A 21,056-nucleotide genomic window follows, 5' to 3' on the forward strand; every position below is an offset into this window, starting at 1 on the left:
TTCGGCTGCGGGGTTGGTACCGGTATCGGTGCTGGTTTCGGCTTTGGCTGCGGCTGTGGTGGTTTGGGTGGTGGCTGGGCTTGTTTGCGTTTGCGTTTGTTGGGCGGGTCTGCCGAGGCCGAGGCCATGGGGACTGGGCGTGCGGCTACCACTGGTTGTGGTAGGGGTCCGGCGAGTGTGGTGGCGGGAGTGCCGCCGCGGGTGGGTTGGATGGTGGGGTCGGGGATGTACTGGGTGTTGTCGCGGTTGAGTTGCGGGGCTCCGCTGGGGTCGGTTGGGGCGCCGGGTGTTTCGGGGTTGGGTGTGGTGGCGTAGTGGGAGGGTGGGTTGAGTTCGGTGGGGCGGTCCGCGGGTGTGGCGGGTAGGTGTGGTGCGGGGGTGTTGTTGTGGCGGGGCAGGGGTGGTTCGGAGTCGTGGACGCGGGGTTTTTGCCCGTCGCGGTCGTTTTCGGGGGGTGCGCCGGGGATGGCGGTGTCCGGTGTGGGGACCTGTGGTCGGTCGGTGAGGGGTATGGCGGATCCGGTGTCGGGTACCGCGGGGGTGGTGGGGTGCGGGATGATCGGGATTGCGTTGGGGGGTGGGCCGTCGGGTACATCCGGTTGGCCGGGGATCTTGTAGGTGGTGCCTGAGGGTTTGGTGTATTCGTCGGGTGCGTTGTCTGGGAATTCGTCGACTTGTGGTTGGGTGGGGACGTAGCTGGGCATTGGGGGTGTGACGACGGTGCCGATGCGGTCGGGGAATTCTTCTGGCTCGCTGGGGGTTTGGTCATTGCCGCTGGGTTGTGCACCCGACATCGGGGGCAGGGATGCTGAGTGTTCCGCGACGGCATCGGGATTCGACGGTCCATGCCCGGCCAGTGCCGCCGCGCCGGCCAGCGCCGTGGGTGGGATCGCCTGGGCTGCAAGGGTGTTTGCGGGTGCGCCGGGAGTCGGTGTTGCAGCGTGCGGCTGCTGTGGTGAGTCGGCTTGCGCGCCTTGCGGGTTGGCTTGGTGGGGCGGTGTGTTGGTTTGTGGTTGGGGTGTGTTGGTTTGTGGTGTGGCGTGTGGCTGAGGTGTGTTGGTTTGCGCGCCTTGCGGGTTGGCTTGGTGGGGCGGTGTGTTGGCCTGTGGTTGGGGTGTGTTGGTTTGTGGTGTGGCGTGCGGCTGAGGTGCGTTGGCTTGCCCGGCCTGTTGGTTGGCGTGGGGTGCGTTGGTCACAGGTGTGGGAGCGGGTGCAGCCGCTGCGCCGCCGGAACCAGGCGTTGCCCCCGCCTGTGCGGTCGGGCTCTTCGCCTCCGTCGGCGTGCGCGACGGAGGCGAGCCGGACTCGCTGCCCAGCCTCGGTTCGACCGGTGCGGTGCCTGCGGCGTGCGGCGTTGCCGTGGGGGAGTTGCCGGCCGGTGTGACCGGGTCGTTGGGAGCCAACTCGTAGTCGAAGAAATCGAGGTCGAGCAGGATGGCTTCGTCCGGGCCGGGCGGTAGTTGGCCGGGCCCCTTCCCGGTCGCGGGTGGTTGCGAACCCGGTCCGCCTCCGGTCGGTGAATCCCCGTGCGAGACAGGTGGTCCCGCCGTGACACCCGGCCCATTGCCGCCGAGATCTTTGACGGAAGCGACGTAGGGGGTGTTCTCGGCATGGGTGTTTGCACTCATCGTCAGCACCGATCCCGGTGTGGCGCTGGGCTGGCCCTCGGCGGCGAGAACGGTTCCGGCCAGGCTCATCTGCGGAGAGTCGGGTCGGCCGCTGTGAAATTGGGCGGTGCCGGGAAGGCCGGTCGACGACGAGCTTCCCGGTGCGGCCATGGGATCGGCCGGCGCGTCTCCGAAACTGCCCGCAGTGAGTGCTTGCAGGGCATCATCCCAGGAGCTCCAGCCGTGGCCGGCCTCGGGGGTGGATCCGGGGGACGTCGGCGATGCGGGTGGGGCCGGCGGCGTGCCCGATGGCGGTTGGTCGGTATCCGAAGGCGGCGGGGTGCCGCCCTCATCGAGTTCGCGGAAGGCCCTCTTGTATGACAAGCCGATCTCGTTGATCTCGTCGACGGTCTCTTTGTGTGGCCGAGTTATGGAACCGTCATTGGTTTCTCGGACCGGCAGGCCGTCACGCGAGCCGTCGTCCCGGGATCGGCCGGTCTCGGGGATGGTTTCCTCGCGTGGCCGGGGTGTTTCGGTGCTGCTGTGTGGTCTGGCCGAGTCGGGCGTTGATCGGCCTGGCAGTCCGTCGTGCCCGCTGTTGTCCTGGGATCGGCCGGTCTCGGGGATGGTTTCCTCGCGTGGCCGGGGTGTTTCGGTGCTGCTGTGTGGTCTGGCCGAGTCGGGCGTTGATCCGACCGAGAGTCCGTCGCGCCCGCTTGCGGAGCCGGACCGGCCGATCTCAGGAGGTCGAACAGGGTTTATCGCTCGGGCGGCACGCATCGCCGCGCTCATACCGCCGATGACACCGCTGGCGGCACCCATCATCACCATCTCGGCAAGGTTTCGGCCGGCGAGTTTGGTGTTGGTGAGCGCGGACATGATCACCGCGGCGGCGGCCCCACCCGCGGCTCCGCCGGTAGCGCTGGCGAGCACGACCGCCACGGTGCGTCCGGTTGTGCGTCCCAGCTGTGTAGCGGCGTTGGCCCCGGCGCGGCTGAGCGCGGGCAGGACCGCGCGAGTTGCCAGAGAGCCTGCCAAACCACCCCCGCCGCCGGCGGCCGCCGCCACCCACACCTGGCCCCAATCCATGTTGGTACGGCGTCCGGGTTTGCCGTGGCCCTGGATGATCTGGGCGTATTGCGCACCGGCGACGACGCCACCCATCGAGACCGCGCCCATGATGGTCGCGCGAATGGCGAGCGCCATACCGGGGAATCGCTCCATGAAGGCGGCGGAGCGCTGGAATAGGAAGGCGAGGGTATCGCGACGGGCGGCGGTGGCGGCAACTTCGGCGGCGATGCGGTCGCTGGCGGCCTTCATCGGTGCGGCGGTGTCGATGAGCAGGTTGGCGAGTAGGACCGCCGCGATGCCGATGACGATGTACTGCTCGAGTTCGATCGCGTTGGCCGAGTCGTAGAGCAGGGTGGCCATGCCGTTGGCGAATTCGCGTTGATTACGTGTGTTCGCGATCTGGGTCTTCAGCTCGCGCTGGATCGCGTCGCCCGCCTCGCCCTGGATTGCCGCGGGTACCTCGCGCGCGAGTCGTTCGAGGTCTCGCAGCGTAATGGTGAGACGTTCGGCCGAGCGTGCCCAGGCATCGGCCGCGGCGCGTATGGCGTCGGGATTCCCGACCGGAAAGTGGCCGATTATCCAGCGGGTCAGCCAGTCCGGGAAATGGGGCGGGATCGTAATACTCACCGGGGCGTCGACCGCTCTCTGGCGCCCTCCACCAACAATCGATACAGCACCCGCGCCGGACCACACGCGTCATCGCCACGCAATTCCACCTCGGCGAATGCCGCAACCAACGCCGCGCGCGGCTGGAACCGGCCGTCGACGATGCTGTTGCCGCCCAACTGGTCTCGCCAACGCCGGAAGCCGCCGACGATGCGGGCCAGGGTGTCTCCGGCGCCCCACGGGCCGTTGATGCGCTGATATTCGGTGATCAGGGCACGCTGTGCCTGCCGCCGGATGGGCTGACCAGCCTGCTCCTCCAGGATCCGGCCGAGGTCGCCGACGATCGTCGAATACATCGGTCGCTTATCGGATCCGGCTACATAGTTGCCGGATTGTATTGCTGTGTAGACCTTTTCGCTGAACTGGGCCGGATTCGTGACGAGAGTGCGGTCGAGCAGGATCCACGACCCGGTGCTCGCCGATTCCGATCCGTCATCGCCTCGATCCCGGGTTACCCGGGAGATCCGGTCGCCGAGTTCGGTGATCTCGATCCCGCCGAGGTCGACGAACGGATAATTGCCGAGAATGTCGTCGATGGCCGCGGCCAGCTGGGCGACCATCTCCTGTCCGATACCCGAAGTGTCGAAGCCGACGAGCCGCAGTTCGTGCCGATCGGCGAGTTCCCGGGCCACCGCCAAGGCCGCCGCATCGGTCGGTACCTTGATCTGCTCCGCCGCTGCCGATCCGCGCTTCTTCTTGCGGGACTTGCCGTCTCGCTTCGGCTCGGCGGGCTGCGCCGGGCCCACGCCGGTCGGCGAGGGCGCGAAGACCTGTGGGCGAGCGCCGGTACCCGACCAGGGAGTGCCCGACGGTATCGACGGGAAGGCCGTCCCCGGCGTTCGCGACCATGGTGTGCCCGTGGGCTTTCCGGCGACCGCGGGATCACCGGCCCGGGGTGGCGCTGCGGCGGCAGGCGATGTCGTGCCCGGCGCGGCCGGGATCGAATCATCCGCGACCGGCGGTGACACGGCATTTTCTTTGCCCGCGGCCGAGCTTTCCGCAGCGGGCTGGGGCACGGCGTCCGATTCGATCGACGGCGTGCTCGAATCCGGGTACCAGGGCTGCTGGTAGGCAGGTGTGGGTCCGCCGACCGATCCCGGTTGCGGATAGGTAGGCGGAGTGCTGTTCGGCTGGGTAGGCGAGGTGGCGGCGCCGCTGTCCGGCAGCTTCCGCGGTGTGTTGGCGTTATCGGGATTCGATCCGAAACCGGGTGAACTGGTTCGGGGTGTACCGGCACTGGGCCATACCGGATCCGTCCCGGGGGACACGGGTTGATTCGAGCCGGCGGTGCGGATCCGTTGACCGCCGTCCTGGTCCTGGTTGTGCAGAGCGTCGTTGACCTCGCCGACGGCCTTACTCAGTCCGCGAATATTGTCGACCAGGTTTTGGTACCCCTCCAGCCCCTTCTTCGCCTGTGGCTCATAGCTTTCGCCGATCTTCCGTCCCGGCTCGTCGTCACCCCAGGGTTTTCCCTCGTGGGCGAGGGTGTCCTTCAGCTCTGCCAGATCTCGGTGCGCGGATTCGGCGACGGCGGTGAGCTCGGCGATCAGCGCATGGACGCGATTCGGATCGATATGCAACGACTGGCCCATGCCCGGTAACCCCTTCAGCCCTCATCAGCGAAACCGAGTAGGCGATTGCCTGGCGAAGAATCCTACTGCGACCACACCCCTCTCCCCGTCATTGGGAATAGATGGGGCTATCCGTCGCGACTCTCCACTTCGCGCCGCTCACGCAGGCTCGGTGCGCCGGACACCAGATCGGACAGGTCGGGCATCGCGTCGGCGGCGGCGACGACCGGGGCCAGGATCTGTCGGGTCTGCTCCCGCACGCGACGGGCCGCCTCGCGCCCGGCCTCGGTGACCGACCGGCCCAGCTGTGCGGGGGTACTGCGCTGGGCATCCGCGGTGAACCGCACATCGATGAGCACACCGGCACTGTCGACGGTCACCTGCACCAGTCCGTCCGCCGAGGTCGCGGTACCCCGTGCCGCGTCGATCCGGCGCCGAACGTCGGCTCGGTGCTCGCGTTGCTCGGCGAGTGCCTCGAGAATTTGCTCGACCTGGTTGCGCATCCCGAAGTTGGCCGAGCGCAGCCCTTCTCGTTCCCAGCGGTCCATTGTTACCTTCCCTCGATCCGGCTCAGCGGTAGCGTTCGGCGCATCGCCGTTCGAAGTCGGCGATGTAGACCGGCGGATCGATGGACGACGACGACTGCTCCAGCAGACCGTCGTCGCCGAGATAGAAGATCGCCCGATCGGTCGCGACCATCCCGGCGGGCACCGGCACATGCACCATCCAGCCCACACTGAATCGCTCGGCGACCAACTGCTCTAGCGGATATCCCGTGGTGTCCAGTGCCCGCCCGGTGATGTAGTCCCGCACCCGGGAGATGGCCTCCGCGGCGTGCATCGGCTCCGGCCGCGGCGGCGCCAATCCCGCCAGCGAGTATTGATAGAGCGCACCGTCGATATCGAAGCGGCCGTCATCGCCGAATACATCGACCAGCACCTGGCGCGTGACCCGGCCGACCTCGGCCGCGGCCAGCAGTGCGGCAATCGGCTCCCGCGCATCCGAATTCGGCCCGAGCAGATCGGCCACAATACCCAGCACCGTTTCCCTGGTCCAGACCCCGGGCACCGCCACGGCGCATTCCTCCGCCGACGGCGACGATCCGCGATACCAGCGCCCTGCCTCCCACCAGTAGCAGAACGACAGCAGACCCGATGCGGCGCGCGGGTCGAGCACCGGATCGGCGACCCAATCCGGTGCGCCAGCATAGAGATTCGGCATCGGCTCGCCGCCGTTGTAGACCGCGTCCAGCGTGGGGGCATTCCACACCCCGCCCGAGAGCACCGCCCGCCCGGCCGGGAGCGCATGCAGCGTGGACCCGTCCAATGCCGCGCCCTCGAACACTCCCGTCCACGGATGCATCCGCGGACCGAGCTCTGATCGGGCGGCGACGAACGCCGCGGCGATCGTCGCCCAGCGCGACCACATCTGCGGGAACGGGGGAAATTCATACTCCGCCAGCGTCGCCCACACCTGGCGGGATCGATTGCCGCGCGCCTGGGCGGCGGCCTGTTGCGGACTGCGCCGTTGCCGGTCGCCGTGGCCGATGTAGGCGCCCAGCCATACCGGTATCTTGTCGCGCGGATACGCCTCGAGGTCGGCGCGATACGCCTCAGGACCGAACAGCTGCCCAGGTGGGAACGGCTGCTCGCCATAGTCGTAGTCGATATCGATCGCGCCGGAATCAGCCAGTATCACCAGCATTCGCCACCACGGTCCGCCATTGGTTCGAGCCGCGAGTGCCCGCATTTCCTGGACCAGGGCAAGAACCGACTCCGGTGGCGATATCGGAATCAGCTGCTCGCCGACGGAATACGCAAGCTGTCCGACCTCGCCGGCCACCGTGACCGCGAAGACCGCGTCCGCCCGCTGCCAGCCCTTCGGCCCGAGCGTAGCCAGTGCATCGGCGAGTCGCTGCTCGGCGGTTGGTTCGCTCGGTTCGTCCGCCAAGCGGTCCTCCTCATTCGCGCGCTTGATGCGTCATTCCGGGTCCTCATTTTCGAGCCTTCCCAGAGGTGGGACTATCGTTAGGAGTTCAGAGGTCGATGTGCATCCCGGCGGTGGTCTCGGGTGATCGCCGGGCGCTGGGGCGGGTGACCGTATCCCGCGAGACCGATCGACGTATCAAGCGGTGGCCAGCGGGGGCGGGCGTACCTGTTGGGTCGCCCGACGTCAGGTGGCAATCGCGCGACCAGCAAGGATGGGACCTAGGGGTACCTCGGGCACGCCGCGACGACGATGACGAAGCTCGCCTAGTTAAACGGTATGGCGTGCAGCCATAGCGTGCCGTTTCGATCGAGACCGACCGCACCGCACCGCATCTTGCCGTCGACCATGGCCACTATCAGTGGCGGTTCCGCGGCGGGTGTCGAGTCGGCGAGTGGGACCGTGATCGCACCGCCCGCCAACGCGAGGGCGGCGAGGGTCACCAGCAGCACCGAGCGACGTAGCCGCCGAAAAGTGTTGCCCGCGTAAGTCCGGTACTCGAACCGAAAGGTGTCCGACGAGGGATCGCTGGCGGGTCGTGGTGTGGACGGGCCGCGGATCCGGCCGAGAGCGCCGCCGCGAGCGTGGCAATGATGGCCACGACCACGACGCCCCTGACAAAGTCTCGTGCCGAATCCGCGAGCCGGTCCAACCCGGTGAATCCCGTGGCGAAGGCCGCCGCGCTGAAGATCGCGAATACCGCGATCAGGACGATCGACCAGCCCGTGGCGATTTCCGTGCGGCCGCCAGACGAACATGTCCGGCTTCGGGCATCGTACGAAGCCAGAAATCCTGCTCGTCCTGCGACACGAATACCACGGTAAGTGTTGCCACGATTGGGAATCGTGCGCGTACGAGCGAGTCGACCCGCGCGCCAGCGCGCACGCCGGGCCTGCGCGCTGGCGCGAGCGAACTCAGTCGGCGGAGACCTCGCTGCGGTCGCCGCTCCACAGGGTGTGGTACTTGCCCGGAGCGTCGATCCGCTCGTAGGTGTGGGCGCCGAAGAAATCGCGCTGGCCCTGGGTGAGTGCGGCCGGGAGCCGTTCGGCGCGCAGGGCGTCGTAGTACGACAGTGAGGACGCGAACGCGGGCACCGGGATGCCGAGCATGGTGGCGGTGGCGACCACACTGCGCCAGCTGTCGATGGCCGTCTCGATCGCCTCGCGGAAGTACGGCGCGAGAATCAGGCTCGGCAGGGCCGGGTTCTGGTCGTAGGCCTCCTTGATCCGGTTCAGGAAGCGGGCGCGAATGATGCAGCCGCCGCGCCAGATGGTGGCGAGATCGCCGGGGTGCAGGTCCCAGTTGTATTCCGCGCTGCCCGCGGCGATCTGGTCGAAGCCCTGGGCATAGGCGACGATCTTCGAGGCGTAAAGCGCCTGGCGGATGTCCTCGGTGAATTGCGCTGCGTCGGTGGGCTTTTCGCCGAGCTTGCCAGCGGCGAGACCGACCGCGGCCTTGCGCTGGGCGCGGGAGCCCGACAGTGCTCGCGCGAAGACCGCCTCGGCGATGCCGGTGACCGGGATGCCCAGATCGAGTGCGGACTTCACGGTCCAGCGGCCGGTGCCCTTCTGCTCGGCGGCGTCCACGATGACATCGACCAGTGGCTTGCCGGTCTTGGCGTCGACCTGGTTGAGCACTTCGGCGGTGATCTCGACCAGGTAGCTCTCCAGTTCGCCGGAATTCCACTGGGTGAAGACGTCGGCGATCTGCTTGGCGTCGAAGCCGAGCGCGTCGCGGAACAGGTGGTACGCCTCGCCGATCAGCTGCATATCGGCGTATTCGATGCCGTTGTGCACCATCTTGACGAAGTGGCCGGACCCGTCGGGGCCGATATGCGTGCAGCACGGCGTGCCGTCCACCTGTGCCGCAATGGATTCCAGCAGTGGTCCGAGGGATTCGTAGGACTCCTTCGGGCCGCCGGGCATGATCGACGGACCGTTCAGCGCGCCCTCCTCACCACCGGAGATGCCCGCGCCGACGAAGTTCAGTCCGCGCGCCTTCATCGCGGCCTCGCGGCGAATGGTGTCGGTGTAGAGCGCGTTGCCGCCGTCGATAATGATGTCGCCGGGCTCCATCGCGTCGGCCAGTTCCTCGATGACGGTATCGGTCGGATCGCCCGCCTTGACCATGATCAGCACCCGGCGCGGCTTCTCCAGCGCCGCGACGAACTCCTCGATCGTCTCGGTGCGCACGAAGTTGCCGTCACCGCCGTGTTCGGCCAAAAGTGTGTCGGTCTTGGCGATGCTGCGGTTGTGCAGGGCCACCGTGTAGCCGTGCCTGGCGAAGTTGCGCGCGATATTGCTACCCATGACCGCGAGGCCGGTAACCCCGATCTGTGCGGATGCTGTTGCGGACGCCATGAATCAGCTCTCTCCGTTCGGCGGGCGTTGTTACCTATCGCCCGAAGCTTAGTCACCCCCGGCGACGACGATTCACCCGTGTCGCTCGGCCTTTTGCTGATGTTCGCGCCAGCGGGCGATGAGGCCGTGCATATCCTGCTGGACGAAGTCGAAGAAGTCGACGGCCTCGGTGAGTCGACGCCCGGTCGGGGTGTCCACGCCGAAGGTGTCGACGCCGTACTGCAGGTTGGCCTTCCATGCGTCGAGTGAATCGTTGCGCAGGGTGAGCACGGTTTCCCACACGTTATCGCGAATGCGGTACTGGTCCTTGCGGGTGCGCGGCACCCGCTCCCGAGAGACGAAACCGATCTGCGCGAGGAACCGGACCGCACCCGATATCGACGGCTGACTGACCTGGAGCGCCTCGGCGAGTTCGGCCGAGGTCATGACGCCTTTTTCACTGATCAGCATCTGTGCGAGGACCCGGGCGGCCATGTGTGGCACGCCGCTGGCCGCCATTGCGCCGCCGAGTCGTTCGACGAACGCTCGTGCTCGCTCCGATTCCGCTGCCGTCGGGTCTGTCGCCGTCATGTGCAGAGCCTACCTCGTCAAGTTTCTGAACTATTGCAACTATCAGAGATTAGTAATAATGTGCCAACATGCTTCCCAATGAACGAGCCGACCACACGTCGGACTCGAACCCGGCCCTGCTCGATGCCGTCGCACCGGGCGAACTCTCCGGCAACCGCCGCTTCGGTGTATTGGCCGCGCTCTGTCTCGCGGTGCTGGTCGTCGGCCTCGACACCACCGTGTTGAATGTCGCGCTCCCGACGCTGTCGGTCGACCTCGGCGCGTCGACCGAACAGCTGCAGTGGATCGCCAACTCCTACAACCTCGTCCTGGCCGCACTGCTGCTGCCCGCCGGACTGCTCGGCGATCGGTTCGGCCGCAAAAAGATGCTGGCCGCGGCGCTGGTCCTTTTCGGAGCTGGTTCGATAGTGTGCGCACTGTCCACCTCGGCGGGGCAGCTCATTGCCGCGCGCGCCTTCCTGGGAATCGGTGCGGCGCTACTGGTTCCGGTGGTGATGTCGCTGATCGCCGTGCTGTTCCCGGCGGAGGCCGAACGGAAGAAGGCGATCAACTTCTTCGTCGTCGCCAACAGCATCGGTCTACCGCTCGGTCCGATCGTCGGTGGTCTGCTGCTGGATCACTACTCATGGGCGTCGATCTTCTGGATCAATGTTCCGGTCGCCGTGGTGGCGGTCGGCGCGGTCGTCGCGCTGATTCCGGAATCGCGCAGTTCGGTGCGGCCGACGATCGACTACCTCGGCATCGTGATCTCTTCGGCAGCGCTGGCGGCGCTGGTCTACGGGGTGACGCTGGCCGGTGAAAGGGGCTGGGGCAATGGGTGGGCGATCGCGTTCATGGTCGCGGCGGCGGTACTGCTGACGATCTTCGCGGTGCTCGAGGGCCGTTTCGGCCGGACCGGCACGCCGCTGATCGACGCGCACCTGTTGCGTTCGCGGTCCTTCGTATGCGGCACCCTGCTCATCACCGTCACGGTATTCGCGATGTTCGGCCTGCTGTTCACGATGCCGCAGTTCTTCCAGGCCGTACAGGGCGCGGACGCGCTGGGCACCGGGCTGAAGCTGCTGCCGTTCATCGGCGGCATGGTGATCGGTGCGAAACTGGCGACACCCGTCGATACCGCGGCGGGCACCAGGATCACCGTCGCGATCGGATTCGTCATTCTCGCAGCCGGATTGGCGATGGGCGCGCTGACCGATGTGGACTCCGGCTACGGCTACGTCGCCACCTGGATCGCGATCGCCGGTGCCGGCGCGGGTTTCGGTATGCCCTCGGCAATGAACGCCGCACTGGGGGAACTCGATCCCGACCGCGCCGGTGCCGGATCCTCACTGATCCAGGCAATGCGCCAGATCGGCGGCACCGTCGGCATCGCCCTGCTCGGCACCGTCCTCAATGCCACCTACCGCAGCGCGGTCCATACCGACGGACTGCCCGACCAGGCCGCAGCGGCGGTCGAAAAGAGCGCCGCCAACGGCATCGCCATTGCCCACCAACTGAATTCCCCACAGCTCCTCGACTCGGTAACCACCGCCTTCGTCGACAGCATCGCAACAATGCTGTGGGTATGCACCGCGATCGCCGTGGCAGGCGCCATCGCATCGATCCTGTTCCTACCCCAGCGCGCCAAGGCGATCGACCCAACCGACCTGATGTAGCGAATTGCCTTGGGCGGCCCGCACATTGGGTACAGGCCGCCCGAGCACGTGGATACACCTTGGCCGCGAAGTCGCCGACACCGTCTACTGACTTGCGCCCCGATCCACGCGGCATGGTCCGCATCGGTGAACCTCCGGCCGCCCAGCCCCATCGGCATTGTCCACCGTGCAGTTCCCTGCGTTCAGGGTGATCACATCCAACGCCCGCCCCAGATCTCCCGCCAACTCTCTGCCAAAACTTTCCCAGCGGGCCGATCGCCGCATCCACCCCAAGCCGCCCCAGACCGCTGAACGCCACCGGCACCCAGATCACATTCGATCACGGACCCGAGAATGCGCTGGTGCAGGTGGGCTCTCGGTGTTTACTTGCATGAGCGCATGGTGATCGCTTGTCCAAGGGGGTTGGGTTGCGGTTGCGCGCGAGCGTCGGCTTCGGGGCCGTTGCCGGGTTGTCGTGTGGCTGGGGTGTTCAGGGCTTTTCGACCAGCGTTCGCACCCGGTGGCGGCTTGGTTCCAGGTAGCGCTGGCGGGCCTCGGCGAATAGGTGCACGCTGGCTGGGCCCGGCCAGTCGGCGGGCAGCATTTCGTTGGGGAGGCCTGGGTCGATATAGGGGAGGATTCGCCATTCGTCGAGCATCAGGGTGAAGCGTGCGAAGGTGTTTCGGTCGGTAGTTTCGTTGAGGATGTCGCGGTGCCGCTGGTAGAAGGTTCGGTGCCGGGTTGCGAGATCGTCCAGGTCCCACCATTGCGCGGCGGCCTGTCGCAGGCTGCCGGGGACGACGGGGTCGGTGGCGCGGAACGAGGTTACGTAGGCATCGAGTTCCAAGGCGGTGACGATGGCGGCGACCTCCGCGGCGAGGTGCTCGGGGTAGATCCACAGACCCGCCGAGACCGTGCCGCAGCCGATCGCTGTCAGCCGTCGCCGAAGTTGGTGTCTGGCAGCGCGTTCGGATTCCGGGATGCCGAAGGACAGGAGTCGCCAGGCATCACCAGGGACCATCTGGCGGAATCCGAAGATTCGGGGGTCGCCGCGGGCGAACATCGCCAGTGCGGGCTCGGTCAACGCATAACCCGCACGTCCACTACGGCTTTCGGCGTGTAGCACGCCCTTGGACTTGAGTCGGGTGATCGCCGTGCGGGTGCTCGGTGGCGGAATGCCCAGTAGGGCGAGTAGTTCGGTGAAGTCCGCGATCGCGATCCACCCGCCGAGATCGCGAACGTACGCGCCGAGCACGGTGCGGGCCAGCGATGTCGCGCTACCGGGCCGTGCGTCGATGTCATCGAGTACCGCGCCCGCGAGCTGCGGATCGGGCGTTCGCTCGAGGCGAGTCGAACGGTGGTTGGGGTGCTGAGCCGTCATGTGATTCGATCCGCCATTGCGGGTCAGCGTCCGGTCCAGGTGCGGGCGGCGAAGAGTTCGGGGAAGTAGGTGTGTTCGAGTGCGCGTTGCAGGAATCCGGCGCCGCTGGATCCGCCTGTCCCGCCTTTCCTGCCGATGACGCGCAGCACGGTGCGCAGATGCCGGAACCGCCACAGCTGGAAGTTCTCCTCGAGATCGACCAGCTCCTCGAATGTTTCGTACACCGACCAATGTTGTTCCGGGGCTTGGTAAATGGACTGCACCAAGGCGAGAAGTTCGGGGTCGAGGGTGTGGGCCTCGGTGACATCCCGTTCCAACATCGAGCGGGGTACGTCGAGCCCGGTGCGGGCGAGGTGGTGCCAGAAGGCGTCGTAGACGGTCGGTTCCCGCAGGAGCGCGGCCAGCTGATCGTGTGCCGCCGCATCGGATTCGAAGACCCGGAGTACCGCCGCGTTCTTATTGCCGAGGATGAACTCGATGGCGCGGTACTGATAGGACTGGAAGCCAGATGAGTTTCCCAGGAAGTGGCGGAACTGCGCGTACTCGGTGGGCGTCAGTGTCGCGAGCACCGACCACTGCTCGGTCAGCGTTTTCTGGATGTGCTTCACCCGCGCAATACATTTCAGCGCAACCCCGATATCGTCGGCATCGAAAGCCGTGCGCGCGGCTCGTATTTCATGCAGCACCAGCTTCAACCACAGTTCAGTGGTCTGATGCTGGATGATGAACAGCAATTCATCATGGTGCTCCGGTCGACTGACCGGATGCTGCGCACTGAGCAACGTATCGAGGTCCAGGTAGCCGCTGTAGCTCATGCGGGAACTGAAATCGGTGACGATGTCGTGTTCGAGTGCGTCACGGTGAATGGTCATCAGCGGCCCCGTTCTCCTGGTCCCCGGTTCACCGTATTACACCATCGTGACGCCCGCTAGGGTTGTGTCATATCGCGATCCGGTGACCGATCGAGAGTCCGGGCATCCGTAGCACCGAGGCTGGCCAGCAGGCGCAAATTGTCGTGGGATTCGGTGCCGGATTCGGCGGACAGGACAACGAGTTCGGTGCCGGTTTCCTCAGGGAGAGCGAAGTTTTCCTGGTGTAGGTCCAAGGTGCCGACCAGAGGGTGGGCGAAGGCTTTTCGGCCATGGGTCCGGGAGCGGACATCGGCGCGGGCCCACAGTTTGCGGAAGCGGTCGCTGTGCACGGCCAGTTCACCGATCAGGGCCGACAGTTTCGGATCGTCCGGATACTTGCCCGCGGCCAGGCGCAAGTGGCCGACGGAATCGCGGGTGCAGACATCCCATTCGGCATAGAGCGAGCGGCCCTCGTCGTCCGGGTCGTCCAGGAAGATGTGCCGGGCGATATTCAGACCCTTCATCGGACTGCGCCCGTACAACAGTTCCGCGAGCCGGTTGCCCGCCACCACGTCGAGGCGGTGATCGACGATGAACGCAGGTGCGTCGGGAATGAGATCGAGCACCCGCAGCAACTCGGGGCGGATGCGGACATTCGGTGCCGACTTCGTCGGGCGCTGCGGTCGGCGTGCCAGTCGGTGCAGGTGCTCGCGCTCCACCTCGTCGAGGCCGAGCACCCTACGCATCGAGCACCTGCGCCGACGGCTGCCGGGCCCGCCCCTGCTCCAAACGCACGTAATAATCGACGCTCACTCCGGACAGGTGCGCGACTTCCTCCCGGCGCAATCCGGCCACTCGGCGGCGTGAATCGGCGGCAATGCCGACGGATCCCGGATCCACCCGGGACCGCCGTGTGCGCAGGAAGTCGCAGAGATCGTCCATCTCTTCAGTATTGCCAGGGCTGCGCGGGCGATGGTGGTCCTGCCGATACCAGGAAGTCCCGTCCGATGGAGCAAGCGTCCCTGAACGGCGGCCGCGCCAGCTCCCAAGATCGAAGACATCCGACATGTCGGATTCCCTGTGATGGGAAAGTTCAGCTCGTCGTTGATCTAGCTTCTGAGCATGACGATTCTCAAAGCTCGCCGGGTGGGGGCAGTTTCCCTTGGGATCACTGCGGTGACGCTCATCGCAACCGCCTGCTCGAATAGCACCACTACCTCGGCGTCGACCACCTCCAACGCGTCCGCAGCCCCGTCCAGTGCTGTGGCCGCCGCACCGCAGAACGCATGGTCGGCGGCAGATCTGACCAAGGCGTTGGATGCAATCAATACAAAGATCGGTGCGCCGCCTGCCTACTGCATGAATGTGACGGCCCAACTCGCGACCGCTCACAACCAGGAACGATCGCTCGTCGTCGGGATGCTCACCCCCGACAAGGACAAGAGCATGACCACCTACACCTATGATCCGCAGTCGCAGGTGGTTTCGGTGGCCGAGGTGTTTGTGGCGCTCACGCCCGAGCAAGCGGCGCAGCGGATCTTCAAGTGTGACACGGTCTTGCCGCAGGTGTTGGTGAAGGTGCAAGGCGCTGCGCTCGGCGATGCGGGTGCGCCCGGCGGCTTCGTTATGGGCGTCGGCGCCGTCAAGAATCTGAAGGACACCACACCCGCTATCGAGGCCGTCGTGATGGTCGACAAGGACAAAGGTCTCTCGAAGACCGTGCGTTACGACCTCACAGGAAAACTCGTCAGCTGACCGCGGTCGATCCGGCCCGCTCCGGCACCTGCCGACGGCGCGCCCACCGGTCCGAAAAACTGTGACTGACCCCCGAAGGAGGCGAGTTTGGCTTCCAGGGGCGCGGAGTCGGCGCCCGGGCGGTCCGGGCTCGCGGCAGAAGGGGTTGTCCGATTCGCGGAACGTGCGTGACGTGCCGGTCCGCCGCTCATGGTCGGTGTTTGGGTGCGGCATGCCATGTGTCGCGATATGCCTCTTGCTCGGCGATCGTCGCTAGCTGGTCCAGCGCTGCGTCGGCAAGCGTGTCCACGAGGTCGCTCGATGTTGCCGCACGCCCCATGCGCATCACGTAAATGCGCCTCCCACCCCCCACGTCACGCCCCATCCCACTCGGATAGGTGTCCCGGCGTGACCCCTGCACCGCGACCATCCATCCTTTCGGCTCGAGCTGGCGGCGCAGCCGGACCAGCGCCTCGAACATGTCCATAGCCGTCGCTGTATACAGGTCCTTGCCCAAGAACAGCTCTATCCGGTAGCGCGGCAGCGGCCCGTCATAGCCGTCGAGCCAACCTCGTACCAGAGCACGCTTCTGCTCATCGCCACGGACCACCAGAACATCTCGATCTTCCAGGAGTCTCGGGTACCCGTTGCTCACCACGTGATCCAACCAGTACCGACGAACGCATATCAACCGCCCGCCACTGCTGTCGGCAGCAGTCCAGAACGGCTGGTGTGGCATACGCGTTAGAGGTGGACACGACTCTAGGCGTGCAGCGGCACAGCAACCTGCCCGTTGCCGCCCGCGCGGTCGGAATCGAATATCGAGAGCTGATCCTGATGCTGCTCGCGGACGCGATCGAAAACGGAGTTCGTCCTCCGTGGGCGGTCCGACCGTTCGTTGAGCAGTAACGCGGCCCCTCGCTCCAGCTTGTCGTTTGCCATCGTCGAAGGACCACCGCGCTTCCAGTCACAGGGCCACCAGCAGCAAGGTGATCCACTGAGAGAACGCGTTCTAGATCCGCGAGGCCGACCGATCACGGCGACGGCACCTGAACGCGCCCTGTAATAGCTGATGAGCGGACGCCGGTCCAAGATCAGCGTGGGTAGCATCCTCGGCGATGATGGGAGTGGGATGTCGGAGGTTGTGAACTTGACAGCGGTTGATTCCGCGGGCGTGCTCTGGCCGGTCGTGCTTCGTCTGGGGGAGCCGTCGGTGGTGCGGGTGGAGTTGGTGGGTCATGGCGTGTTCGGGTCGGATGATGATGACTACCTGAGCTGCCTGCTCGCTGTCCGCGAGTATCTCGAGGAGCGGGGCCAGCTGTTGTGCTGTCAGGGCGCTCGTCCGGATGTGTGGCCGTCGGGCATGTTGCGACAGTTCGACAATGGTCGACGGGCATACGTTCTCGACCATGATCGGCGAGGTGCGGAGCTGGAGGTGGTGGACATCTTCGCTCCGGCACCGGCCGAGATGGTCGTGAGCGTGTTGGAGCAGGGCAAGGCTGTGTTCGCGTTCCATGGCTTGCCTTGGCGAGGAGAGTAGCTGCTCCCTCACCGCCGGAGGATCGGCGCAGGCAGCGGGAAGGTCCTGTCTTGCCGAGTATCGGTCATACCGGAGTGCACCGCTCGCAGCCGACACTGCGATAACGTGTTCCACTTCTGTGCTCGAGCTGCTAAGGGGCTCTTTCGCATGCATGTAGGCCCGTTCCAGAACAGACCTCGAGACGGGAGGACTTTCGTCACGGTGATCCCGGCACCCGTGGGGCTCTCGGTCGTGCCGGATTCGCCGCCCCACTCCTGAACCGCCGTACGTACCTGCCGGGGTGCGTCGCTGGATGCGCGGGGAATCCGATCTGTACCGCGAAATCTGTTGTGCTGCAAGCTTGATGGTTCATGTAGACGAGTGAGAAAAGTCGGGAGCCCCGGGAGAGAAAGAAAAATAAAAAGAAACCGGAACCCAAGTAAGAGAACCTGCCGCATCTCCCGTCTCTGCCCGCACCACTCGCCTACGAACGGAAGCAACTTGCCAATCCATTTAGGCTGCAAGGCAAATCATTGTCAAGTCGCGAGGGTGAGACACGATGACGAACCTAGTCTTGGTGCTGGCGGTCCTGGATGTTGCGTTGATGGCGTTATTGATCATCGTCTACCGCATCCCTCCGTTATCGCGCAGGTTGCAGACCATGCCTGTGGTGCAACGCTATTGGCGTCCGAACTGGCCAGAGCTCAGAAGAATGATCCCGCTGCTGCTCCTCGTCCTGACGGGTGTGCTGTGGGGGCTCGTAATCCTGCTGTGATCTCGTCGCCGGTCCAGTCTCATCGGTGCCTCCGCCTCGAAAGGCTGCCGCGCCCCTATGGGGCTTTCCATCCAATCACGCTGGGCACGTCCGGAATGCATGCCAGCGCTTAAAGAGTGCGTAACCGAGATGTCATCCCGGACAGGTGCGCGACCTCCTCCCGGCGCAATCCCGCGACTCGACGGCGCGCATCGGTGGCAATGCCAACCGACTCCGGATCCACCCGGGATCGCCGCGTGCGCAGGAAGTCGGAGAGATCGTCCATCCCTCCAGTATTGCCACGGGTTCGCGGGCCGAGGGTGGTCCTGCTGGCCGTGAACCGCATTACACCGACCGCGGAATCAACGGCCCCATCGACGATCTGCTCTTCCCGATCCAGCACGGCATCCTCTACTACCCCGGTATGGATGTGCTGCCGCCGTTCGTGACATACGGCGCGGACCGGGTATCGCCAGCGGACTTCACCGATGTAGCCAAGGCATGGGAGCAGCGGTTGCTATCGATCGAACAGACCGATCCGATCGCCTTCCGCACGCAGAACGGCGGCGATTACGAACTGCCTGCCCTGCGCCTGCGCGAGGGTCTGGAAGCCAAGGGCCGCACGGGTTTCGGACTGCACGTGCGCGCGTGATCCGCGAATCGCACAGCATGCCCATCGGCGGATCACCGGGCACCCTGCGCCGCCGCCGGTGCGGTCACCGCGGATGGGCCAGCACCGCCGCGGCGACATCGGTACCCAAAGCCGCAGGTGTCGACGGCCGGTGCCGAGCTGCCCCGGCGCCTGCTGTGGCGACTTCGATATCGAACGACGCATCGGCCGCGACGGCGACCGTGATCGTGCACCCTGCCTCCTTGCCGTTCGGGAGCGATTCCCGAATCCGGACGGCTCGCCGTCCCGCTACGGATGTCTCCGTCGCACCCGGTGCGGGTGGTACTGCGCCCGGGCCGATTCACACGCCGACCGGTCGGGCTCGTTGGCGAGTCAGCGGGCGAACAGCCCGACGAGGGTGCCGCTGGCGATGACGTGGTCGGTGATATCCGATCGGACCACATCGGCACTGGTTTCCTCGGTGAACTCGAGCGCTTGGTCGAGTGCATAGAGGCGGAAGAAGTACCGGTGCGGGCTATCGCCCTGCGGCGGTCGCGGACCGCTCCAGCCGATTTCGCCGAAGTCATTGCGACCGGCGACGGCCCGGGGCGGTGCCGCTTCCGCACCGACTCCGGTCGTAGCCGGTGCGATCCCGGTCAGGACCCAGTGTGTGAATACGCCACCCGGCGCGTCCTGGTCCTCGCACAGCAGGACCAACTCCGCGGCATCGTCGGGGATGCCGTGCCACTCCAGCGGCGGGGATACATTTCCGCCGTCGTATGAGTAGCGCTCGGGAATTGTCGTGTGGTCGCTGAATGCGGTACTGCGCAGCTCGGCCCGCACCGGGGTCCGTTGCACGTGGCTACCAGGATTCGGCATCGTCTTCCTCCCGTCGATTGTGCTTGCGTTGCCCGCGAGGGATCGGAGCGCGGCGGTCGCGCTCGCCGAGCAGGGGCATTGTGCGAGTTACCACTGAGCGACCTGCTAAACCGCCGCGCTGGGCGATCGATCATCGGGCAGGTCAGAGCAGCGCCAGCTCATCGGCCGTGTCGCGAATCTGATCCTCGGTGTGCGGTGACGAAGAACCGCAGGCGCGCGAGGTTGTCCGGGACGGCGGGGCACAGGATCGGATTGACGTTGATACCGCGCTGCTGCAGCAGTGCATGGACAGTTCCAGCGCCTTCAGCGAGTCGCCGACTATGCACGGGACGATGGGGGTGTCCTGGCCGTCGCCGAAGTCGCGGGCCAGGCGCAGGAACAGCCGTGCGTTGTGCTCCAGTCGACCCCGAGGGGTTCAGAATTACCCCTGCGGCGGCGCGTCGTCCCAGGTCATGGCCGCGAAAGTCCGGCGAGGCGGTGCGGTGCCAACAGGGCTTTCACGGTGTCGGCCGAAAGCGGGCCGAGTTCGATGGCGATCTCCTCGACGGGGCGGCCGGTATGCAATGCCTGCTTGGCGATTCGGGCGCTGGCGGCATATCCGATGTGTGGGGTGAGGGCGGTGACAATGCCGATCGAGCGCCGGACGCCCTGTTCCAGATGTTCGCGGTGCGGGGTTATGCCCGTGATGCATCTGGTCGCGAGGGTGTCGACGGCTGCGGTCAGATGTGCGGTGGTGCGCAGCATGCTGTAGGCGATGATCGGCTCGAAGGCGTTGAGCTGGAGCTGTCCCGCCTCGGCGGCCATGGTGACCGTCATATCGTTGCCGATGGCCGCGAACGCGACCTGGTTGACGACCTCCGGGATGACCGGATTGACCTTGCCGGGCATAATCGAGGACCCGGCCTGGACCGGGGGAAGGCTTATCTCACCGAGGCCGGTCGTCGGCCCCGAGGACATGAGCCGCAGGTCATTGCAGATCTTGGACAGCTTGACGGCGACGCGTTTGACGATCCCGGAGACCTGCACGAAGGCGCCGCAATCCTGGGTGGCCTCGATGAGGTCGGCGGCCGATATCACCGGAATACCGGTGAGTTCACTGAGATGGGTGCAGGCCAGCGCCGGATAGTCGGGGTGGCCGTTGATCCCGGTGCCGATCGCCGTGCCACCGAGGTTGCATTCGCGCAGCAGCGCGGTGCCCTCGCCGAGGCGGGCGCAGTCCTCGCGCACCATGATGGCGAAGGTGCCGAACTCCTGCCCGAGCGTCATGGGTACCGCGTCCTGCAGCTGGGTGCGGCCCATCTTGATGACATCGGCGAATTCGATTGCCTTGCGGTCGAATTCGGTCGCCAACCGGCCCAATGCGGCGACCAGGTCGTGGATGTGGTGCACGACGGCGAGTTTCACCGCGGTCGGATAGACGTCATTGGTGGACTGGCCGAGATTCACGTGATCGAGCGGGTCGAGTTCGGTGTAGGTGCCACGGTCGTGGCCGAGCAGTTCCAGCGCACGGTTGGCGATGACCTCGTTGGCATTCATATTCGTCGAGGTCCCGGCCCCACCCTGGACGGGATCGATGGGGAATTGGTCGTGCAGTGCGCCGCCGCGGATCTCGTCGCAGGCGCTATCGATCGCGTCGGCCCGGCGCGTATCGAGCAGGCCGAGGTCCCGGTTGGCGCGGCAGGCGGCCTGTTTGACCGCGGCGAGCGCGGTGATCAGGGCCGGATAGTTGCCGATGCGGTCGCCCGTGATGGCGAAATTGTCCAGCGCGCGGGCGGTGTGGACGCCCCAGTAGACTTCGCGCGGTACCGCTCGGGTGCCGAGGGAATCGCGTTCGGTGCGCGTGCTTTCGATCATCGATAGCTC

Annotated in this window: 20 protein-coding genes (1 of these 20 only partly in view); 6 read left to right on the plus strand and 14 right to left on the minus strand. The window is 66.0% G+C overall.

The window, feature by feature from the left end; translation table 11 throughout:
- From ABZ293_RS20495 to ABZ293_RS20525, 7 genes are all read right to left on the minus strand, one after another.
- Positions 1 to 3,305 carry the start of an MFS transporter gene (locus ABZ293_RS20495; RefSeq protein WP_355182775.1) on the minus strand. It extends 39,211 nt beyond the left edge of the window, so 3,305 of the gene's 42,516 nt are visible here — the first part of the coding sequence; its start codon is at positions 3,303 to 3,305; its stop codon lies off the left edge, out of view.
- Positions 3,302 to 4,936 (minus strand): hypothetical protein, encoded by a 1,635-nt coding sequence (locus ABZ293_RS20500; protein WP_355182777.1) that lies wholly within the window; start codon positions 4,934 to 4,936, stop codon positions 3,302 to 3,304. Before ABZ293_RS20500 ends, ABZ293_RS20495 begins: the two co-directional genes overlap by 4 nt.
- A 107-nt stretch (positions 4,937 to 5,043) precedes the next feature.
- Positions 5,044 to 5,463 carry a YbaB/EbfC family nucleoid-associated protein gene (locus ABZ293_RS20505; RefSeq protein WP_355182779.1) on the minus strand — a complete coding sequence of 140 codons (420 nt, stop codon included), beginning with the start codon at positions 5,461 to 5,463 and terminating at the stop codon, positions 5,044 to 5,046.
- A 22-nt stretch (positions 5,464 to 5,485) separates the two neighbouring features.
- Entirely contained in the window at positions 5,486 to 6,865 is a 1,380-nt protein-coding gene (locus tag ABZ293_RS20510) for a hypothetical protein (protein ID WP_355182781.1), read from the minus strand.
- A 302-nt stretch (positions 6,866 to 7,167) separates the two neighbouring features.
- Positions 7,168 to 7,353, minus strand: a complete 186-nt coding sequence (locus ABZ293_RS20515; RefSeq protein WP_355182783.1) for a hypothetical protein — start codon at positions 7,351 to 7,353, stop codon at positions 7,168 to 7,170.
- 462 nt (positions 7,354 to 7,815) lie between these two features.
- On the minus strand, positions 7,816 to 9,261 hold the full coding sequence (gndA, locus tag ABZ293_RS20520) for an NADP-dependent phosphogluconate dehydrogenase (protein WP_355182785.1): 1,446 nt from the start codon (positions 9,259 to 9,261) through the stop codon (positions 7,816 to 7,818).
- 72 nt (positions 9,262 to 9,333) lie between these two features.
- On the minus strand, positions 9,334 to 9,831 hold the full coding sequence (locus ABZ293_RS20525; protein ID WP_355182787.1) for a MarR family transcriptional regulator: 498 nt from the start codon (positions 9,829 to 9,831) through the stop codon (positions 9,334 to 9,336).
- A gap of 68 nt (positions 9,832 to 9,899) precedes the next feature.
- Between ABZ293_RS20525 and ABZ293_RS20530 the strand changes: the two genes are divergently transcribed.
- Positions 9,900 to 11,486: a DHA2 family efflux MFS transporter permease subunit gene (locus ABZ293_RS20530; protein ID WP_355182789.1), complete on the plus strand. Its 1,587-nt coding sequence runs from the start codon at positions 9,900 to 9,902 to the stop codon at positions 11,484 to 11,486.
- Positions 11,487 to 11,955: 469 nt separating this feature from the next.
- Here ABZ293_RS20530 and ABZ293_RS20535 read toward each other — a convergent pair whose 3' ends face one another.
- Genes ABZ293_RS20535 through ABZ293_RS20550 form a run of 4 tightly spaced genes read right to left on the minus strand, consistent with a single transcriptional unit; the run spans position 11,956 to position 14,639 of the window.
- Positions 11,956 to 12,846 carry a PaaX family transcriptional regulator C-terminal domain-containing protein gene (locus ABZ293_RS20535; protein WP_355182791.1) on the minus strand — a complete coding sequence of 297 codons (891 nt, stop codon included), beginning with the start codon at positions 12,844 to 12,846 and terminating at the stop codon, positions 11,956 to 11,958.
- Between the two features lie 23 nt (positions 12,847 to 12,869).
- Positions 12,870 to 13,718, minus strand: a complete 849-nt coding sequence (locus ABZ293_RS20540) for a tryptophan 2,3-dioxygenase family protein (protein ID WP_355182793.1) — start codon at positions 13,716 to 13,718, stop codon at positions 12,870 to 12,872.
- A 56-nt stretch (positions 13,719 to 13,774) separates the two neighbouring features.
- On the minus strand, positions 13,775 to 14,443 hold the full coding sequence (locus ABZ293_RS20545) for an XRE family transcriptional regulator (RefSeq protein WP_355182795.1): 669 nt from the start codon (positions 14,441 to 14,443) through the stop codon (positions 13,775 to 13,777).
- Positions 14,436 to 14,639: a helix-turn-helix transcriptional regulator gene (locus tag ABZ293_RS20550; protein WP_355182797.1), complete on the minus strand. Its 204-nt coding sequence runs from the start codon at positions 14,637 to 14,639 to the stop codon at positions 14,436 to 14,438. Before ABZ293_RS20550 ends, ABZ293_RS20545 begins: the two co-directional genes overlap by 8 nt.
- A gap of 180 nt (positions 14,640 to 14,819) precedes the next feature.
- Here ABZ293_RS20550 and ABZ293_RS20555 point away from each other — a divergent pair, with 180 nt between their 5' ends.
- Positions 14,820 to 15,452 (plus strand): hypothetical protein, encoded by a 633-nt coding sequence (locus ABZ293_RS20555; RefSeq protein WP_355182799.1) that lies wholly within the window; start codon positions 14,820 to 14,822, stop codon positions 15,450 to 15,452.
- Between the two features lie 187 nt (positions 15,453 to 15,639).
- Here the strand turns inward: ABZ293_RS20555 and ABZ293_RS20560 are convergent, their stop codons facing one another.
- On the minus strand, positions 15,640 to 16,086 hold the full coding sequence (locus ABZ293_RS20560; protein ID WP_355182801.1) for a hypothetical protein: 447 nt from the start codon (positions 16,084 to 16,086) through the stop codon (positions 15,640 to 15,642).
- A gap of 95 nt (positions 16,087 to 16,181) precedes the next feature.
- On the opposite strand from ABZ293_RS20560, the gene ABZ293_RS20565 reads away from it, so the two are divergent.
- The 4 genes from ABZ293_RS20565 to ABZ293_RS20580 all read left to right on the plus strand — a co-directional run bounded on the left by ABZ293_RS20565 (position 16,182) and on the right by ABZ293_RS20580 (position 18,356).
- On the plus strand, positions 16,182 to 16,340 hold the full coding sequence (locus ABZ293_RS20565) for a hypothetical protein (RefSeq protein WP_355182803.1): 159 nt from the start codon (positions 16,182 to 16,184) through the stop codon (positions 16,338 to 16,340).
- Between the two features lie 241 nt (positions 16,341 to 16,581).
- The gene (locus ABZ293_RS20570; RefSeq protein ID WP_355182805.1) at positions 16,582 to 16,971 is read left to right on the plus strand and encodes a hypothetical protein; all 390 of its coding nucleotides are present in this window, start codon (positions 16,582 to 16,584) and stop codon (positions 16,969 to 16,971) included.
- Between the two features lie 538 nt (positions 16,972 to 17,509).
- Positions 17,510 to 17,725 carry a hypothetical protein gene (locus ABZ293_RS20575; RefSeq protein WP_355182807.1) on the plus strand — a complete coding sequence of 72 codons (216 nt, stop codon included), beginning with the start codon at positions 17,510 to 17,512 and terminating at the stop codon, positions 17,723 to 17,725.
- Positions 17,726 to 17,870: 145 nt separating this feature from the next.
- Complete coding sequence (locus ABZ293_RS20580) at positions 17,871 to 18,356, plus strand: hypothetical protein (RefSeq protein WP_355182809.1); 486 nt, start codon at positions 17,871 to 17,873, stop codon at positions 18,354 to 18,356.
- A 351-nt stretch (positions 18,357 to 18,707) separates the two neighbouring features.
- Here the strand turns inward: ABZ293_RS20580 and ABZ293_RS20585 are convergent, their stop codons facing one another.
- Together ABZ293_RS20585 and ABZ293_RS20590 are read right to left on the minus strand one after the other, a co-directional pair.
- A complete protein-coding gene (locus tag ABZ293_RS20585) occupies positions 18,708 to 19,193 on the minus strand; it encodes a YbhB/YbcL family Raf kinase inhibitor-like protein (RefSeq protein WP_355182811.1) in 486 nt (161 codons plus the stop codon).
- Positions 19,194 to 19,643: 450 nt separating this feature from the next.
- Positions 19,644 to 21,047: an aspartate ammonia-lyase gene (locus tag ABZ293_RS20590; RefSeq protein WP_355182813.1), complete on the minus strand. Its 1,404-nt coding sequence runs from the start codon at positions 21,045 to 21,047 to the stop codon at positions 19,644 to 19,646.
- Positions 21,048 to 21,056: the final 9 nt, after the last annotated feature.

The organism is Nocardia sp. NPDC005998 (assembly GCF_040614395.1).
In the GTDB taxonomy this organism is placed as follows: domain Bacteria; phylum Actinomycetota; class Actinomycetes; order Mycobacteriales; family Mycobacteriaceae; genus Nocardia.

Excerpts from the sequence above, each read along its gene's own strand:
- ABZ293_RS20590 (WP_355182813.1), bottom strand. The coding sequence starts at position 21,047 with ATGATCGAAAGCACGCGCACCGAACGCGATTCCCTCGGCACCCGAGCG.
- ABZ293_RS20540 (WP_355182793.1), bottom strand. The coding sequence starts at position 13,718 with ATGACCATTCACCGTGACGCACTCGAACACGACATCGTCACCGATTTC.
- ABZ293_RS20535 (WP_355182791.1), bottom strand. The coding sequence starts at position 12,846 with ATGACGGCTCAGCACCCCAACCACCGTTCGACTCGCCTCGAGCGAACG.
- ABZ293_RS20585 (WP_355182811.1), bottom strand. The coding sequence starts at position 19,193 with ATGCCGAATCCTGGTAGCCACGTGCAACGGACCCCGGTGCGGGCCGAG.
- ABZ293_RS20545 (WP_355182795.1), bottom strand. The coding sequence starts at position 14,443 with ATGCGTAGGGTGCTCGGCCTCGACGAGGTGGAGCGCGAGCACCTGCAC.
- ABZ293_RS20530 (WP_355182789.1), top strand. The coding sequence starts at position 9,900 with ATGCTTCCCAATGAACGAGCCGACCACACGTCGGACTCGAACCCGGCC.
- ABZ293_RS20575 (WP_355182807.1), top strand. The coding sequence starts at position 17,510 with ATGACGAACCTAGTCTTGGTGCTGGCGGTCCTGGATGTTGCGTTGATG.
- ABZ293_RS20555 (WP_355182799.1), top strand. The coding sequence starts at position 14,820 with ATGACGATTCTCAAAGCTCGCCGGGTGGGGGCAGTTTCCCTTGGGATC.
- ABZ293_RS20525 (WP_355182787.1), bottom strand. The coding sequence starts at position 9,831 with ATGACGGCGACAGACCCGACGGCAGCGGAATCGGAGCGAGCACGAGCG.
- ABZ293_RS20550 (WP_355182797.1), bottom strand. The coding sequence starts at position 14,639 with ATGGACGATCTCTGCGACTTCCTGCGCACACGGCGGTCCCGGGTGGAT.
- gndA (WP_355182785.1), bottom strand. The coding sequence starts at position 9,261 with ATGGCGTCCGCAACAGCATCCGCACAGATCGGGGTTACCGGCCTCGCG.
- ABZ293_RS20505 (WP_355182779.1), bottom strand. The coding sequence starts at position 5,463 with ATGGACCGCTGGGAACGAGAAGGGCTGCGCTCGGCCAACTTCGGGATG.
- ABZ293_RS20500 (WP_355182777.1), bottom strand. The coding sequence starts at position 4,936 with ATGGGCCAGTCGTTGCATATCGATCCGAATCGCGTCCATGCGCTGATC.